Source organism: Caballeronia mineralivorans PML1(12), assembly GCF_001028175.1.
Taxonomy (GTDB): domain Bacteria; phylum Pseudomonadota; class Gammaproteobacteria; order Burkholderiales; family Burkholderiaceae; genus Caballeronia; species Caballeronia mineralivorans.
The window spans coordinates 1-16462 of sequence record NZ_AEJF01000023.1; the positions used below are offsets into that span (position 1 = coordinate 1).

Annotated in this window: 15 protein-coding genes; 8 read left to right on the forward strand and 7 right to left on the reverse strand. The window is 60.9% G+C overall.

Annotated features, from left to right (window positions below; translation table 11 throughout):
• The 7 genes from accB to EOS_RS03665 all read left to right on the forward strand — a co-directional run.
• Nucleotides 1-247: acetyl-CoA carboxylase biotin carboxyl carrier protein (gene accB / locus EOS_RS03635; protein WP_047845252.1), on the forward strand; the 247-nt coding region annotated here is incomplete at its 5' end.
• A 175-nt stretch (nt 248-422) separates the two neighbouring features.
• Nucleotides 423-1805 carry an acetyl-CoA carboxylase biotin carboxylase subunit gene (accC, locus tag EOS_RS03640; protein WP_047845253.1) on the forward strand — a complete coding sequence of 461 codons (1383 nt, stop codon included), beginning with the start codon at nt 423-425 and terminating at the stop codon, nt 1803-1805.
• 10 nt (nt 1806-1815) lie between these two features.
• A complete protein-coding gene (gene prmA / locus EOS_RS03645) occupies nt 1816-2718 on the forward strand; it encodes a 50S ribosomal protein L11 methyltransferase (protein WP_047845254.1) in 903 nt (300 codons plus the stop codon).
• Between the two features lie 45 nt (nt 2719-2763).
• Nucleotides 2764-4089, forward strand: a complete 1326-nt coding sequence (locus tag EOS_RS03650) for a zinc-ribbon and DUF3426 domain-containing protein (protein WP_047845255.1) — start codon at nt 2764-2766, stop codon at nt 4087-4089.
• Nucleotides 4090-4250: 161 nt separating this feature from the next.
• On the forward strand, nt 4251-4751 hold the full coding sequence (gene tpx / locus EOS_RS03655) for a thiol peroxidase (protein ID WP_047845256.1): 501 nt from the start codon (nt 4251-4253) through the stop codon (nt 4749-4751).
• 298 nt (nt 4752-5049) lie between these two features.
• Nucleotides 5050-5985: a carbohydrate kinase family protein gene (locus EOS_RS03660; RefSeq protein WP_047845265.1), complete on the forward strand. Its 936-nt coding sequence runs from the start codon at nt 5050-5052 to the stop codon at nt 5983-5985.
• Nucleotides 5986-6121: 136 nt separating this feature from the next.
• Nucleotides 6122-6598 carry an outer membrane lipoprotein gene (locus tag EOS_RS03665; protein WP_047845257.1) on the forward strand — a complete coding sequence of 159 codons (477 nt, stop codon included), beginning with the start codon at nt 6122-6124 and terminating at the stop codon, nt 6596-6598.
• Between the two features lie 270 nt (nt 6599-6868).
• Here the strand turns inward: EOS_RS03665 and EOS_RS03670 are convergent, their stop codons facing one another.
• The 4 genes from EOS_RS03670 to EOS_RS03680 form a co-directional block, all read right to left on the reverse strand.
• Entirely contained in the window at nt 6869-7546 is a 678-nt protein-coding gene (locus EOS_RS03670) for a histone H1-like DNA-binding protein (RefSeq protein WP_047845258.1), read from the reverse strand.
• 30 nt (nt 7547-7576) lie between these two features.
• Nucleotides 7577-7891 carry a hypothetical protein gene (locus tag EOS_RS47900; protein ID WP_075645279.1) on the reverse strand — a complete coding sequence of 105 codons (315 nt, stop codon included), beginning with the start codon at nt 7889-7891 and terminating at the stop codon, nt 7577-7579.
• A gap of 178 nt (nt 7892-8069) precedes the next feature.
• Nucleotides 8070-9365 carry a ribonucleotide-diphosphate reductase subunit beta gene (locus EOS_RS03675; protein WP_047845259.1) on the reverse strand — a complete coding sequence of 432 codons (1296 nt, stop codon included), beginning with the start codon at nt 9363-9365 and terminating at the stop codon, nt 8070-8072.
• 719 nt (nt 9366-10084) lie between these two features.
• Entirely contained in the window at nt 10085-10303 is a 219-nt protein-coding gene (locus tag EOS_RS03680) for a DUF3820 family protein (RefSeq protein WP_047845260.1), read from the reverse strand.
• Between the two features lie 125 nt (nt 10304-10428).
• On the opposite strand from EOS_RS03680, the gene EOS_RS03685 reads away from it, so the two are divergent.
• Nucleotides 10429-11826, forward strand: coding sequence for an MFS transporter (locus EOS_RS03685; protein ID WP_047845261.1), 1398 nt, complete (start codon nt 10429-10431; stop codon nt 11824-11826).
• A 189-nt stretch (nt 11827-12015) separates the two neighbouring features.
• Here the strand turns inward: EOS_RS03685 and EOS_RS03690 are convergent, their stop codons facing one another.
• The 3 genes from EOS_RS03690 to EOS_RS45905 all read right to left on the reverse strand — a co-directional run bounded on the left by EOS_RS03690 (nt 12016) and on the right by EOS_RS45905 (nt 16432).
• The gene (locus EOS_RS03690) at nt 12016-15027 is read right to left on the reverse strand and encodes a ribonucleoside-diphosphate reductase subunit alpha (protein ID WP_047845262.1); all 3012 of its coding nucleotides are present in this window, start codon (nt 15025-15027) and stop codon (nt 12016-12018) included.
• A 680-nt stretch (nt 15028-15707) separates the two neighbouring features.
• Nucleotides 15708-16292 carry a 1,6-anhydro-N-acetylmuramyl-L-alanine amidase AmpD gene (gene ampD, locus EOS_RS03695; RefSeq protein ID WP_047845263.1) on the reverse strand — a complete coding sequence of 195 codons (585 nt, stop codon included), beginning with the start codon at nt 16290-16292 and terminating at the stop codon, nt 15708-15710.
• Nucleotides 16289-16432 carry a PP0621 family protein gene (locus EOS_RS45905; protein WP_407639103.1) on the reverse strand — a complete coding sequence of 48 codons (144 nt, stop codon included), beginning with the start codon at nt 16430-16432 and terminating at the stop codon, nt 16289-16291. The genes ampD and EOS_RS45905 overlap by 4 nt, the downstream gene beginning before the upstream one ends.
• Nucleotides 16433-16462 lie beyond the last annotated feature (30 nt).

The window sequence follows — 16462 nt, forward strand, 5'->3', positions numbered from 1 at the left end:
CGTGCCGCAGGGCCACGTGGTGACCTCGCCGATGGTCGGCTCGTTCTACCGCGCGCCGTCGCCGGGCGCCGAAGCGTTCGTGCAAGTTGGCGACACGGTGAAAGAAGGCCAGACGCTGTGCATTATCGAAGCAATGAAGCTGCTCAATGAAATCGAGTCGGACAAGTCGGGCGTCGTGAAGGAAATCCTGGTCGAGAACGGCCAGGCCGTCGAGTACGGTCAGCCGCTGTTCGTGATCGGCGATTGATTTCCCGCGATTCCGCCGGACATGAGCGCGTTCAGTTGTGACGCGCTTAGCCGGTGGCCGCAGCACTCGGGCGCTCGCCTGCTTAGTTTGACCAACCGGCGAGACGCGCCGCCGATCTCCCAGGACCGCCACGGGCAACCGTCCAGGCGGTCCATCGATGAGTCGAAACCTTGCTATGTTTGAAAAAATCCTCATTGCGAACCGTGGTGAAATCGCGCTTCGAATCCAGCGCGCGTGCCGCGAACTAGGCGTCAAGACGGTCATCGTCTATTCGGAAGCCGATAAAGAAGCCAAGTACGTGAAATTGGCCGATGAAGCCGTGTGCATCGGACCGGCTCCGTCCAATCTCAGTTACCTGAACATGCCGGCGCTGATCAGCGCAGCCGAAGTCACCGACGCCGAAGCCATTCACCCCGGCTACGGTTTCTTGTCGGAAAACGCGGACTTTGCGGAGCGCGTCGAGCAATCCGGCTTCACGTTCATCGGACCGCGCCCGGAAACCATCCGCTTGATGGGCGACAAAGTCTCCGCCAAGCAGACGATGATCAAGACGGGCGTGCCGTGCGTGCCGGGTTCGGAAGGCGCGTTGCCCGACGATCCGAAGGAAATCGTGAAGATTGCCCGCACGATCGGTTATCCGGTGATCATCAAGGCAGCGGGCGGCGGCGGTGGTCGCGGCATGCGCGTGGTGCACACTGAAGCAGCGCTGGTCAACGCGGTGAACATGACCCGCGAAGAAGCCGGCCGCGCGTTCGGCAATCCGCAGGTCTACATGGAGAAATTCCTGGAGAACCCGCGGCACATTGAAATCCAGATTCTCGCCGATTCGTTCCGTAACGCGATCTGGCTCGGTGAGCGCGATTGCTCCATGCAGCGTCGTCACCAGAAGGTGATTGAAGAAGCACCGGCGCCGGGTATTGCGCGTCGATTGATCGACCGGATTGGCGATCGTTGTGCCGATGCCTGCAAGAAGATGGGTTATCTCGGCGCGGGTACGTTCGAGTTCCTGTACGAGAACAACGAGTTCTATTTCATCGAAATGAACACGCGCGTGCAGGTCGAGCATCCGGTGACGGAACTGATCACCGGCGTGGATATCGTGCAGGAACAGATTCGTATTGCTGCCGGCGAAAAGCTCGCGTTCCGCCAGAAGGACATCGTGTTTCGCGGCCACGCCATCGAATGCCGGATCAACGCAGAAGATCCGTTCAAGTTCACGCCCTCGCCAGGACGTCTCACGTCGTGGCATTCGCCGGGCGGTCCGGGAATTCGCGTCGATTCGCATGCGTACAACGGCTATTTCGTGCCGCCGAACTACGATTCGATGATCGGCAAGCTGATCTCGTACGGCGCGACTCGCGAGCAGGCAATCAACCGCATGCGCATTGCGTTGTCGGAGATGGTGGTGGAAGGCATCTCGACCAACATCCCGCTGCATCGCGAGATGATGATCGATGCGAAGTTCGTCGAAGGTGGCACGAGCATTCACTACCTCGAAAACAAGCTCGCCGCGCGCAAGGCGGCAGCAGCCGTCGCCGCGGAAGACGCAGCACAGTAAGGGTTTGAAAATGAGCTACCGGGAATTGATCGCCGAGCTGGACCGGGAACACGCGGAGGCGTTGTCGGATGCGCTGCTGGAATTTGGCGCGCTGTCGGTATCGGTGGAAGATGCCGACGCCGATACCCCCGACGAGCAACCGCTATTCGGCGAACCCGGCCTCACGCCGGACCAGAAGGCGTGGAACCGCTCGCGCGTGGTCGCCCTGCTCGCCGACGATGCCGATCCTGCCGTGTTGCTTGCTGCCGCGGCGAATGAAATCGGCTTGAAGGACACGCCGGCGTTCACGCTGCGCGACGTCGAGGACCAGGACTGGGTGCGCCTCACGCAATCCCAGTTCGACCCTATTCCTATTGGCAAGCGCATCTGGGTCGTGCCGTCCTGGCACGCAGCACCCGATCCGGACGCGCTCGTGCTCGAACTCGATCCGGGCCTCGCGTTCGGCACCGGGAGCCATCCGACCACGCGCCTCTGCATGGAATGGCTCGAGCAGTCGGTCGAGCAAAACCAATCCGTACTCGATTACGGTTGCGGTTCAGGCATCCTCGCGATCCTGGCGAAGAAATGCGGCGCGAATCCGGTGATCGGTATCGATATCGATCCTCAAGCTGTCGAATCCGCGCGTCAAAATAGTGAGCGTAATCGCGCTGAGGTCACGTACGGCCTGCCCGCCGATCTTGAAGAAGGGCAATTCGATATTGTGGTGGCGAACATTCTGTCGAACCCGCTCAAGCTGATGGCATCGATGCTCTCAGCACGCGTAAAACCGGGCGGACGGATCGCGCTGTCGGGCATTCTGGCTCGCCAGGCCGACGAAGTGGCGGCGGTCTATGCGCGCTGGATCGACATCGGCGTCTGGCGGGAACACGAAGGCTGGGTGTGTCTTGCCGGTACCCGCCGCGAAAGCCTTTAGAATAGCGCCATCGACCATCTACCGGCCTCTGGCCTTCGGCTACATATGGCGCTGGCAACCCGCTGTCCCCACTGCGAAACCGTGTTCCGTCTGGATCCGCATTTGCTCGCGCCGCACGACGGCCGCGTGCGTTGCGGCCATTGCCAGGAAATCTTCGACGCCGCGCATTACCAGTTCGACCGCGACGAAACCGTCATGGCCGCGCTGGCCGCAACCGCGCCGAATTATGGCGCGGACCCAGCGAGCCCGCGGTCGGAGAAGTCGAGCGCCGAGGTCTCCGGGGGCAAGCGCGACGCACCGGGCATTCCGCTGCACCCGTTCGTCTCCAATACCGCCCTCGCACCTCAAGCCGAAGCCAATCAAACCCCGGCAGCGCGCGAGGAACCGCTCGCTGGAGTTGCCGCTGCCAAAGCCGTGTCGCGCACGCGCGCGCAGAGTGATTTTCCGGGCGAAGGACACGCCGGATCGCCGTGGCAAGCGGTCAATCGCGCCGAAGCTGAAGCACCTACCGATACAGCACGCGCTAAAGCCGATGCCCCCGCTCGCACCGAACCCCGTGCCGATCCTTTCGTCGCTCGTACGGATGGTGGTGATCCACTGAAGGAATCGCGCACCGATCCCTTCGTCAGGCGCACTGAAACCGAAGCGCTAAATGAATCGCGCACCGAGCCGTTCGTCGGCCGCAGCGAACCGCGCGTGGAGCCGGAAACGCCTGCTCCCCGACACACTACCGATACCAACGCCCGCACCGAACCCTCCCCGCTCGGCGCCGCACCCGCCGCGCCATGGGCTGCCGATCCCGAGCCGCGCTTCGGCAGTGCGCCAACGTCGTCCACACCCTCCTCCGAGCCTTTCCCCGTTATCCGCGAAACGCGCGCGCCGGTACGTTCGGCAATCGTGTGGAAGATCCTCGGCTCGTTGATCGCGCTCGTGCTGTTCGTCGCGTTGATCGCGCAGGTCGCGTGGTGGCAACGGGAAACCGTGATGGTCTACTGGCCCGCCTCGCAGCCGCTCTTTGCGCAAGCCTGCGAGCAGATTGGCTGCGTGGTCGCGCCGCCGCGGGATATCGACGGCTTGCAGATCGAGAACTCCGGTCTGCGCCAAGTGGACGGATCGCACAAGCTGGAACTGAAACTCTCGCTGCGCAATCGCTTCGACGTGGCGATCGCGTATCCGGCGCTGGAGCTCACCCTCCTCGACGACAAGAACAACGTCGCAATCCGCCGTGTCCTCTGGCCGCAAGACTACGCACGTCCCGGCACGGCGATAGGAGCCGGCCTCGCCGCGCGCAGTACACAGCCCGTGATCGTTCGGCTCGATACCGGCGACGCGGTCGCGGCGAATTATCGCGTGCAGATCTTTTATCCCTGACGCGCACCTGCTTTCACGTTTTTACGCTTAACCGTTTTTTACGCGTGTTTTACGCGTGTTTTTACGATTAGCCAGTCGTTGTTTTCCGCGCGCGTCTCTCGTCCGTCCCTGGTCAGACGACGCGCGTATTTCCTGAACATCAGACACATTCTGGAGTAGACATGAGCCAAGTTACCCTCGGCGGCAACCCGATCGACGTGGCAGGCACGTTCCCGGCAGCCGGTTCGAAAGCAGCTGATTTCACCCTCGTCGGCAAGGATCTCGGCAACCTGACGCTGGCAAGCTTCGCCGGCAAGCGCAAGGTCCTGAACATCGTGCCGAGTCTCGACACGCCGACGTGCGCCACCTCCACGCGCAAATTCAACGTCGCGGCTGCCGGACTCGACAACACGGTGGTCGTGGTCGTGTCCGGCGACCTGCCCTTTGCGGCAACGCGCTTCTGCACGACGGAAGGCATCGAGAACGTGGTGACGGCATCGACGTTCCGCGGCCATGACTTCGCCAAGGCATACGGCGTCGATGTCACGAGCGGACCGCTGACCGGCCTGACGGCGCGCGCAGTGGTAGTGATCGATGAAAACGACAAGGTGCTGTACTCGGAACTCGTGCCGGAAATCAAGAACGAGCCGAACTACGACGCAGCGCTGGGAGCGTTGAAGTAAGTAGCGGAGAACGCGGGCTCCTTGCAGCCTGCGCGTTCGACGCCGGCGGGCGGCATCCCGATGCATCGCTCGCCGCGCCGAACGTATAAGTCGAATAAACGCCCGAAGCGAAACGTTTACTAGTCACGACTCGTAGCGCATTCAACCCGCAGGCCATACGCGGCATGCGTATCCGTGACGTGGAGGCGGTCAGCCCCGCCGCCGCGTGACGAATGCGCAGCGCTTCATGTGGGCATGCACGGTGCTCAGGAACTCATGCCTGCGCGCACTTTTATCGATTATTTTTAGGATTTCGCTCGTGTCTACGCTCATCTGCGGCTCGCTCGCCTACGACAACATCATGACGTTCCAAGGCCGCTTTGGCGACCACATCCTGCCGGACCAGGTGCATCAGCTGAACATCAGCTTCCTCGTCCCCACGATGCGGCGCAACTTCGGCGGCTGCGCGGGCAACATTGCCTACGCGCTCAACCTGCTCGGCGGCGACGCGAAGATCATGGCGACCCTCGGCGAAGCCGATGCCCAGCTCTACCTCGACCGCTTCGATGCGCTGGGTTTGTCCAAGCAATATGTGCGCGTCCTGCCCGAGCAGCACTCGGCGCAATGCTTCATCACCACCGATCTCGCGAACAACCAGATCACCGCGTTCCACCCGGGCGCAATGATGGATTCACACCTGAACCACGCGGGCGAAACCCAGGGCGTCACGCTCGGCATCGTCGCGCCGGATGGCGCCGACGGCATGCGTCAGCACGTCGAGGAATTGGCGGCCGCCGGCGTGCCGTTCGTCTTCGATCCGGGCCAGGGCCTGCCGATTCTCGAAGGTGTGGAACTTCGTCGCATGATTGAACTTGCTACTTACGTGGCAGTCAACGATTACGAGGCGAAATTGTTGAGCAACAAGACCGGCTGGTCGATCGACGAAATGCTGAGCCGCGTGGAAGCGCTGGTGATCACGCGCGGCGAACATGGCGCGCAGATTTTGCACGCTGAAGGCATCGAAGAAATTCCAGCCGTGAAGGCGCAGAAAGTCGTCGATCCGACCGGTTGCGGCGACGCGTTCCGCGGTGGCTTGCTGTATGGCATCGAGAACAAGCTGGGCTGGGCGAAAACCGGTCGTCTCGCGAGCCTGATGGGCGCGCTGAAAATCGAACATCAGGGACCGCAGACGTACGCGCCCTCGCGTGCCGAGATTGGCGAGCGGTTCGAGCTGGCTTTTGGTTCGGCGCTCTAAGGTTTTTCAAGTAGCGCTGTGAAGAAGGTTGAAATGAGTCATTCAAGCGGATCTGGGCGACGCTTCGGCAATGACATGGTGCAACAGGCTCTTGGCCACCCGTGCAGCAGCCTGGCGTAATTTTGTGGAGTGAAGCATGAACAAGACAAGTCGTATGGCGCTGGCAGCAGCGCTAGTAAGCTCCGTCGTCATGACGGGATGCGCCTATAACAGCAGTTCGCCCGACGTGTACACCGCGTCGCAAGCGCAGCGTGAAGAAACGGTCCGCATGGGCACCGTCGACAGCGTGCGCGGCGTGAAGATCAGCTCGAACAACGGCCAGCCTAGCGGCCTTGGCGCTATCGGCGGCGGTGCACTGGGTGCAGTCGCAGGCAGTGCGCTTGGCGGCGGGCGTGGCTCGATCCTGACGGGTATCGTCGGCGGGATTGCGGGAGCGGTGGCGGGCAATGCGGTCGAGAACGGCGTCGCGACGCAGAATGGACTGGAGATCACTGTGCGTCTGGATAACGGCGACATCCGCGCCATTACGCAGACCGCGACCGGCGAAGTGTTTCAAGCCGGCGAACGCGTTCGGTTGTTGTCGAGCGGCGGTGTGACGCGAGTGACGCACTAGCGGATGAAGAACGTGCCGGAGTGATCGGATCGATCGCGCCGGGGCTAAAAAGCGCATGCGCCTTCGGGCGTGTGCGCTTTTTTTCGTCTGCGCTTTTTGCAGCGGGCGTTTGCTGCGAGCAAGACCGCTGCTTCGCTGCGCGCGGCGCCGAGAAACGCCCAATAAAAAACCCGCTGCCGGCACAATCACCGGTAGCGGGTTTGGACCGCGTAGCAATACACGGTCACGAGACACATCGAGTGTGTCGAAGTACTGCGTTACACCCTGCGCTTACGGACGGCTGCCCGTCGGGAACGGCCATGCAGCAGCCGGGTTCAACGCCGTCTTGACCGTTGCAGCCGGAGCGGGCGCTGCAGGAGTCGTTGCCGTCGTTGCCGGTGCTACAGCAGTCGTCTTCTTCGCAGCGGCAGCCTTCTTGGCCGGAGCCTTTTTAGCAACCGGAGCGGGCGCCGGAGCAGGAGCCGCGGCCGGAGCAGCAACTACAGCCTTCTTCGCAGCAGGGGCAGCCTTCTTGGCGGGCGCAGCCTTCTTGGCGGCCGCCTTTTTGGCAGGTGCTTTCTTAGCAGGCGCCTTTTTAGCAGCGGCCTTTTTAGCAGCAGCCTTTTTGGCGGGCGCCTTCTTGGCCGCAGCCTTCTTGGCAGGCGCCTTTTTAGCAGCAGCCTTCTTGGCAGGCGCCTTCTTGGCCGCAGCCTTCTTAGCAGGCGCCTTCTTAGCGGCAACCTTCTTGGCCGCTGCCTTCTTCGCAGGCGCCTTCTTGGCTGCAACCTTCTTCACTGCAACCTTCTTCGCCGCAACCTTCTTCACTGCGACCTTCTTGGCGGCGACTTTCTTCACTGCAACTTTCTTCGCCGGTGCCTTCTTAGCTACCGTTGCCTTCTTGGCAGCCACTTTCTTGACAGCCGGTTTTGCTGCAGCTTTCTTTGCGACGGACTTCTTGGCTAATGCCATCATTTTCTCCTTCAGGTTTCAAGATGAGAGTCAGTTCAAACAACACCCTTCGTCAAAACCCGCTTCCCGCGTGGGCTTCTCAGGACGCACGCTGCGAAGCGGATTATTCATCGGCGTACGCTGATGGAGCCTGCTTACGCTAATGAATACGGCAAGGCGCGCTGTGCCACGAGGCACAGCGCGCCAAATTAAGTCAGCACCTGAAATGGGTGCCGGCAATCGCTTGATCGGGCCGTCGGCGCTGCCGACGGCATATTTCGGGGGGAAGTTTGCCCGTCCCACTGAAGGGTGCGCAAAACGCCTGTCATCTTTTTGGGCCGTTAAGCCACAAGGCGCACTTTGCATCAGGCGACCGTTCTCCTAAAACCTGTTGGCCGGCGCGCGCGCAGTGTGATCGCACGCAATGGCGCCGGTTTGCCATTCATCCCGTCTACTCGGCGCCCTCTCCGGGCGCCCGGTCTGCATCTAATTCGTGGCGGCAATGCGTCCATTGCCGCTGGCTGACGCTACTTCGCTGACTCGCTTACTCCCAGGTCAGCGCGCCGCCCGTTTGATACTCGATCACTCGCGTCTCGAAGAAGTTGCGTTCCTTCTTCAAGTCGATCATCTCGCTCATCCACGGGAACGGATTTTCTTCGTTCGGAAATAGCGTGTCGAGGCCGATCTGCTGGCATCGACGGTTACAGATGAAACGCAAATAGCTCTTGAACATGGACGCATTCAAACCGAGCACGCCGCGCGGCATCGTGTCTTCTGCGTACCGGTATTCCAGTTCGACGGCTTCCTGGAAGATCCCTCGGATCTCCGCGCGAAATTCCGGCGTCCACAGTTGCGGCTCTTCCAGCTTGATCTGGTTGATCAGGTCGATACCGAAGTTGCAGTGCATCGACTCGTCGCGCAGGATGTACTGATACTGCTCAGCCGCGCCCGTCATCTTGTTCTGGCGACCCAGCGCCAGGATCTGCGTAAAGCCGACGTAGAAGAAGAGTCCTTCCATCACGCAGGCAAACACGATCAACGACTTCAGCAATTTCTGGTCCGCTTCGAGCGTACCGGTGGTGAAGGCCGGATCGGTGAGCGTATTGATGAACGGAATCAGGAACTCGTCCTTCGCGCGGATCGACTCGACCTCGTGATACGCGTTGAAGATCTCGCTCTCGTCCAGACCCAGCGATTCGACGATGTACTGATACGCGTGCGTGTGGATCGCTTCCTCGAACGCCTGGCGCAGCAGGAACTGCCGGCACTCGGGCGCCGTGATGTGGCGATACGTCCCGAGCACGATGTTGTTGGCCGCGAGCGAGTCGGCCGTGACGAAGAAACCCAGGTTGCGCTTCACAATTCGGCGTTCGTCGTCGGAGAGGCCGTTCGGGTCCTTCCACAGCGCGATGTCGCGCGACATGTTCACTTCCTGCGGCATCCAGTGGTTCGCACAACCCGCCAGATACTTTTCCCACGCCCACTTGTACTTGAACGGCACCAGCTGGTTGACGTCGGTCTTGCCGTTGATGATGCGCTTGTCGGCCACGTTCACCCGCGTTGCACTTGCAGCCGCGATGTCGCTGGCGCTCGGTGCTGCGGGAGCAACGAAGTCGCTCGCAAAAATGTTCTGTGCCGCTGACGTTTGATGAGCTGCCTGAAGAACGCCATGACCGGCGACTTGCGCTGCTGCATGCGAAGTGACTGGAGCAGCAGCACGCGATGCTTGGCTGACTGCTTGGCTGAAACCCGCAACCTGACCCGCCGGGTTACGCAACATGTTGTGTTGCGAACCGTTCGAGGGAGTTACGGCAGTGGTCTCGTCATCCCAGTTGAGCATAAATTCTCACCATCAATTTAGATCGGTTTGTACCATCTTTCCATGAGCGATAAAAGAGCTTGCTCATAAAAATCCTGTTTTAGTGTTGACGCTGCTACTTGCATACAACACTTTGCGTTGAGCTCACTGCTTGAAGCTTCATGCGAAGTCTCTTTGAACGTGTTCGATGCAGCGCTTCTTCACGCTCTTCAGCGTTGCTTTTGCTGGGTGCTTTGCATCGTCCGGCTCTGCTGTGAATCGTCTTGCGTGTTGTGTTGCGTGTCGCCGTTGAGGCATGACATAGAACAGCTTCGCTGCGTGATTACTTCGATGAAAACCTGGCGCGTCTGCGTGTTCGACCGTGAGAGCAAGTGCCGCTCGCGACTCGTTCAAATCACCCGAGCCGAGCTTCGGATCACGACCTCCGACGACCCGCTTCGACCCGTCTCTTCGAGCGCATTCCGACTCAAAAATCCCCATGTCCAGAGCTTGCGATTACACGTGTCTTGCAGTGGAAAACGATGCGCTGGCGCGTCTCGTTTCCATGTCGAAAGTGTAGCACTCGACGTCGTCATCGCAAAGGCAAAACCACAAAATATTGGGTGTTTTGGCCCAATGACGACTACCTATAGTACAAACGAATACGTCGTGCAAGAGCCGGTTTTTACCGTAAAAATACGGCGCATGAGGTCCGGACGCAGGCGTCAACCTCTCGACATAGCGCGCGCTCGCACCGCTTTTCAGCCGCGCTTGTCACGCAGCGGCGTGAGCAATTCGCGTAAGTTGTTGTGATCGATTTCGTGCATCAGCGCGAGCAGCCGCCCGAGTTGTCCTGCAGGAAAACCCTCACGTGCGAACCACGCGAGATAGTGACCGGGCAGGTCCGCGATCAAGCGGTCCTTGTACTTTCCGTAGGGCATCTTCAGCGTGACGAGACGCTGCAAATCTTCCGGGTCCATCGTCGTTCTCCTCGGGTTTTATCGTCGTGAAGTGTCGCCGAAGGCGGCACTTCACGATGTCGTTGCGATGATATCGATGCCATAATCCCAGCTTCCCGCCGCGAAGAGATCCCCTTCCGTTCTCCATGTCGCTAGCCATCAAAGCTTTCGTTGCCCCTCTCATCGTCGCCTGTGCGATGTTCATGGAAAGCGTCGATGCCAACGTCATCGTCACCGCGATCCCCGAAATGGCCAGAGCTTTCGGCCGCGATCCTGTAACGCTAAAGATCGCCGTCACCAGTTATGTGCTCGGTCTCGGTGTCTTCATCCCGATCTGCGGCTGGGTCGCCGACCGCTTCGGCGCACGAACAATCTTTCGCCTCGCCATCGGCATCTTCGTCGCCGGTTCCATCTTGTGCGCCGCGTCCACCTCGCTGATCCCGTTCACGCTCGCGCGCTTCGTCCAGGGCGTGGGCGGCGCGATGATGGTGCCGGTCGGGCGGATCATCATCTTTCGCTCGGTGCCGCGCTCCGAATTCATCCGCGCGATGAACTACCTCTCCGTGCCCGCGATGTTCGGTCCCGCCGTTGGCCCGCTGCTCGGCGGTTTCATCACCACCTATCTGCACTGGCGCCTGATCTTCTTCATCAACATCCCGATCGGCATCCTCGGCATCTACCTGACCAACCGTTACATCGGCAACGCGCGCGAGGCGCATCCCGGACCGCTCGACTGGGTCGGTTTCTTTTTATCGGCGAGCGGCGGCACGCTGTTTCTGCTCGGGCTTTCGCTGATCGGCGGCGAACTCGTCACCGATCGCACCGCGGCAGGCATGGCGCTCGCCGGCGTCCTCTTCCTCGTCGTGTATTTCCTGCACTCGCGACGCGTAAAACTGCCACTCCTCGATCTCCGCTTCCTGCGCGTGCCGACCTTCCAGGCGAGTGTCGTGGGCGGCTCGCTGTTTCGCATCGGCCTCGGCGCGGTGCCGTTTCTCCTGCCGCTCGCGATGCAGGAAGGACTCGGCATGAGCGCGTTCAAGTCCGGTTCGATCACCTGCGCGTCCGCGTTCGGCGGCATGTTCATGCGCTCGCTCGCGTCGCGCGTGCTGCACCGCTACGGCTTCCGGCAAACGCTGATGGTCAACGCCGCGTTGTCGGGCATCGCGATTGCCGCCTGCGGTATGTTCTATCCGGGTACGCCGACGTGGATCATCTGGTCCGTCGTCCTGCTCGGCGGTTTTTTTCCCGCGCTGCAATTCACAAGCCTCAACTCGCTGACGTACGCCGAGATCGAAAGCCGCGATGTGGGCCGTGCGACGAGTCTCGGCAGTTTCATTCAGCAGGTGTCGCTGGGACTGGGTGTGACCGTCGGCGGAATCGCGCTGCAGATTTCGCACGATCTGCAAGGGCATCCGCAGATGGTCTGGTCGGATTTCTGGCCGGCGTTTGTGGTCGTCGGATTGTTTTCGTTTCTTTCGATACCCATCACCGCGAGGCTCGGACGGGATGCGGGGCATGAGATATCGAGGGGAACGCGGGGGTGACGCGGGTGTGCGGCGCTTCGGAACTCGGCGAGCATAAATAGAAATAGAAAAGCGAAAAGGCCGGTTCCGAATCCGCCGCCCCTTCCGTTCTGGAAAGAACAAGCGCCTCGTACCGGCCTCGAATCTCAAACGAATCTCAAACACCAACCAGCGACAGGCCGATTGCATCGGCCTGTCGCCCTCTGCCCCTTACTGGCAAGCCTCGCACTCGTCGAACCCGGCATCGCCCGGACGCATCATGCAGACCGGACCATCGGCCTCGGCTTCCGCCACAGCGGCAATCGCCGGCGCCGCGACTGCAGCGGCGTTGAAACCACCCGTCGACGACCCGTGCGAACCTTGCGAGCCAAAGCCATTGCCGTTCGCGCCTGAAGCACCGCCCGCGCCATTGCCCGAGTTACCCGAAGGCACCGAGTTCAGTTGCCCGTGCGCCACCGTCGACTTCTCGACGTGCGTCGCGGCCATCGTGCGGAGGTAGTACGTGGTCTTGAGACCGCGCAGCCACGCCAGCTTGTACACCTCGTCGAGCTTCTTGCCCGAGGCGCCCGCCATATAGATATTCAGCGATTGCGCCTGGTCGATCCACTTCTGACGGCGCGATGCCGCTTCCACCACCCAGGTTGCGTCCAGTTCGAACGCCGTTGCGTAGATCGCCCGCAGATCGGCCGGAACCCGGTCGATGCGCGACAGCGTGCCGTCGAAGTACTTCAGGTCGGAGACCATCACTTCGTCCCACAGACCGCGTTCCTTCAGGTCACGCACCAGGTAATCGTTCACGACCGTGAATTCGCCCGACAGATTCGACTTCACGTACAGATTCTGGAAGGTCGGCTCGATACAAGCCGACACGCCGATGATGTTCGAGATCGTCGCCGTCGGCGCGATTGCCACGCAGTTCGAGTTGCGCATGCCGTACGTTGCGATCCGCGAACGCAGTTCGGTCCAGTCCATCGATGCGCTGTCGTCCACTTCCACGTACCCGCCGCGCGCCTCGGCCAGCAGCTTCAGCGAGTCCTGCGGGAGAATGCCGCGATCCCACAGCGAGCCGCGATAGCTCGAGTAACGGCCGCGTTCTTCGGCCAGTTCCGTCGATGCGTAGTAAGCGTAGTAGCAGACCGCTTCCATCGAGGTATCGGCGAATTCGACGGCTTCCTTCGACGCATACGGCGTGCGCAGCAAGTGCAGGCAGTCCTGGAAGCCCATGATGCCCATGCCGACCGGACGATGCTTCAGGTTCGAATTGCGCGCCTTGGCGACGGCGTAGTAATTGATGTCGATGACGTTGTCGAGCATGCGCATGGCCACGCTGATGGTGCGCTTCAGCTTGTCGTGATCGAGCGCGAGCGTGCCGTCGGCCTGCTTCGTCATATGCGCCACCAGGTTCACCGAGCCAAGATTACAAACGGCGATTTCAGTGTCGCTGGTGTTCAGCGTGATTTCCGTGCACAGGTTCGACGAGTGGACGACGCCCACGTGCTGCTGCGGCGAACGGATGTTGCACGGATCCTTGAACGTGATCCACGGGTGACCCGTTTCGAACAGCATGCCCAGCATCTTGCGCCACAGTTGCGCGGCCGGAACCTTCTTGAACAGCTTGATCTCGCCGCGCGCGGCCTTCTCTTCATACGCAACGTAAGCCTTTTCGAACGGTGCGCCGAACAGGTCGTGCAGGTCCGGGCAGGTTGCCGGCGAGAACAGTGTCCAGTCGCCGTTTTCGTGAACGCGCTTCATGAACAGGTCGGGAATCCAGTTCGCCGTGTTCATGTCGTGCGTGCGGCGACGGTCGTCACCGGTGTTCTTGCGCAGTTCCAGGAATTCTTCGATATCCAGGTGCCACGTTTCCAGGTACGCGCACACCGCGCCCTTGCGCTTGCCGCCCTGGTTCACGGCGACGGCCGTGTCATTGACGACCTTCAGGAACGGCACCACGCCTTGCGACTTGCCGTTCGTGCCCTTGATGTGCGAGCCGAGCGCACGCACGCGCGTCCAGTCGTTGCCCAGGCCGCCGGCGAACTTCGACAGCAGCGCGTTTTCCTTCAGCGCTTCGTAGATGCCGTCGAGGTCGTCGGCAACTGTCGTCAGGTAGCACGACGACAATTGCGAACGGCGCGTGCCGGAGTTGAACAGCGTCGGGGTGGACGACATGAAGTCGAAGCTCGACAGCACGTTGTAGAACTCGATCGCCCGCGCTTCGCGGTCGATTTCGTTCAGCGCCAGACCCATTGCGACGCGCATGAAAAACGCTTGCGGCAATTCGATGCGCTTGGTTTCGTTGTGCAGGAAGTAGCGGTCATACAGCGTCTGCAGGCCGAGATAGCCGAATTGCAGATCGCGATCGGCGTCGAGCGCTGCGCCCAGGCGCTTCAAGTCGTACTGCTGGAGCTTTTCGTCGAGCAGTTCCGCTTCCACGCCCTGCTTGATGAACAGCGGGAAATATTCGGCGTAGCGCGTGGCCATCTCGCCTTGCGCGACGTCTTCTTCCAGAATCTCGCGGCGGATGGTGTGCAGCAAGATGCGCGCGGTGACCTGGCTGTATGCCGGGTCCTTTTCGATCATGGTGCGGGCGGCGAGAATGGCGGAGTCATAGACTTGCGCCATCGGCACGCCGTCGTACAGGTTCTTCACCGTTTCCGCGACGATCGGATCGGCGCTCACTTCGCCACCGAGATTCGCGCACGCTTCGTTGATACGGGCCTTCAGTGCGTCCAGATCCAGCGGATGCGACACGCCGTTGTCGATCACATTGATGCCAAGCGCGTTCGCCCGCGTTTCCGGGGCGTGGGCGCGCTCCTGCGTGCGCTTCTCGCGATACAGCACGTACGCGCGCGCCACGTTGTGCTCGCCGCCGCGCATCAGCGCGAGTTCGACCTGATCCTGGATGTCTTCTATATGGAACGTACCGCCGTTGGGACGGCTGCGAACCAGCGCCCGGACGACGCTTTGCGTCAGTTGTTCGACGAGTTCGCGCACGCGTGCCGAGCCTGCGCCCTGGCCGCCGTTCACGGCCAGAAACGCCTTCGTCACGGCGATGGAGATCTTCGACGGCTCGAACGACACCACGGTCCCGTTGCGGCGGATGACTTTGTAGTCGGCCAGTGTGGCGTCCGGTGCGAGCCCGCTGGCGCTCGGCTGACCCTGTGCACCGATGGGCCGCACGGAGGCGCCCTCGTAGGAAGTCGTGGCGTTGTCGGTGGTTTGCATGTGCAAATCTCCTGGTGTTCGATGGTGCGGAACGTCCGCGGATTGAGATGCGTGCCGCGCGTGGTGGCTGCTTGTTGCTTCTTGGTTACTGCTCACTGCTTTTTTTGCCAACCACGCACGACGATGAAATTGAAAATGGCTAGCTGGGGAAAGCGCCGGTGCCGTTCTTGCGCTCGGTCCCAATCGTTTTCCGATGGGCCGACACACTTCAAACCGACGAAGACACCCCCCTCGCTACGCCTGTTTGCCTCGGTCTTTCAAACTGAATGCCGACGTTTTTTTACGCGACAAATCAGTTGCTTATCCGGTGTTTTCTTCTATGGCCGGAAAGCATGCGGCGCCGGCTCTTCGAGCGGGGCGCCGCCTTGACAACACAACATATAGTGCAAATTACGTCTCTGAGCACCAAGTATAGTGACATTCCGCACAGTCTCAAAAACTTTTATTTGCTGAAGAATGGCCTTCAAAGGGTTGACTTTTGAAATGCCAAAGTCGGATAAGGGAAAGCGCGCTTGCGTGCGGCGAACGCGCTGCGATGCAAAACGCAAGCCCTGCGATCTGTCGGAAGCGCTCAGCAACGCGAGCGGTAAGCCAGAGAACGATGGCAAGAGAAAAGCGCGTCCCGGCGTCGCAATCACTCACGCGCGGCAAGCACTTGATCGAGCGAGAACGACAGCGAATCAAACGTCGCCGAGATAGGGAAAATACTGAAGCGGGAGTTGTGTGTCGCGCTGTAGCCGCGGCCATTCGAAGTACGGACCCGGATCCGTTTTACGACCCGGCGCGATGTCCGAATGACCGGCGAGCGCTTCGATCGGATATCGTCGGGTGAGCGCCTGGACGACATCATTGAGCGACGCATATTGCGCGTCCTCGAACGCACATCGATCGCTGCCTTCCAGTTCGATGCCCACCGAGAAGTCATTGCATCGCTCGCGCCCGAGAAAACTCGACACGCCCGCATGCCACGCGCGTTCGTTGCATGATACGTACTGCTCGATCCGGCCATCGCGATAAATCACGAAATGCGACGACACGCGCATGCCGCGCAGTCGGTCGTAATACGGATGAGCGTCGTGATCGAGACGGTTCTGGAAGAATTCAGCGATTGCGCTGCCTCCAAATTCATCGGGCGGCAGGCTGATGTTGTGAACGACAACGAGCGTCGGCTCGATCCCTCCGGGACGCGCTTCGAAGTTCGGCGACGGTACGCGATGCGCAGCGGTGTACCAGCCTCCGGCATCGACCGGACCGGCAACGCTCATCGTGCGTCACGGCCGGTGGGACGAGCGGCGTAACGCCGGGCGTGATCGGCGGAACAGAAGCGATGCCCCACCGCGACGATCGCTTCGCTGCTCGGCGTATGCACGCCGCATTCGGCGCAGCGCACCAGAGGATCGGGCAGTTGCGGCGCGCCGCCGGAGCGGCAGGACCG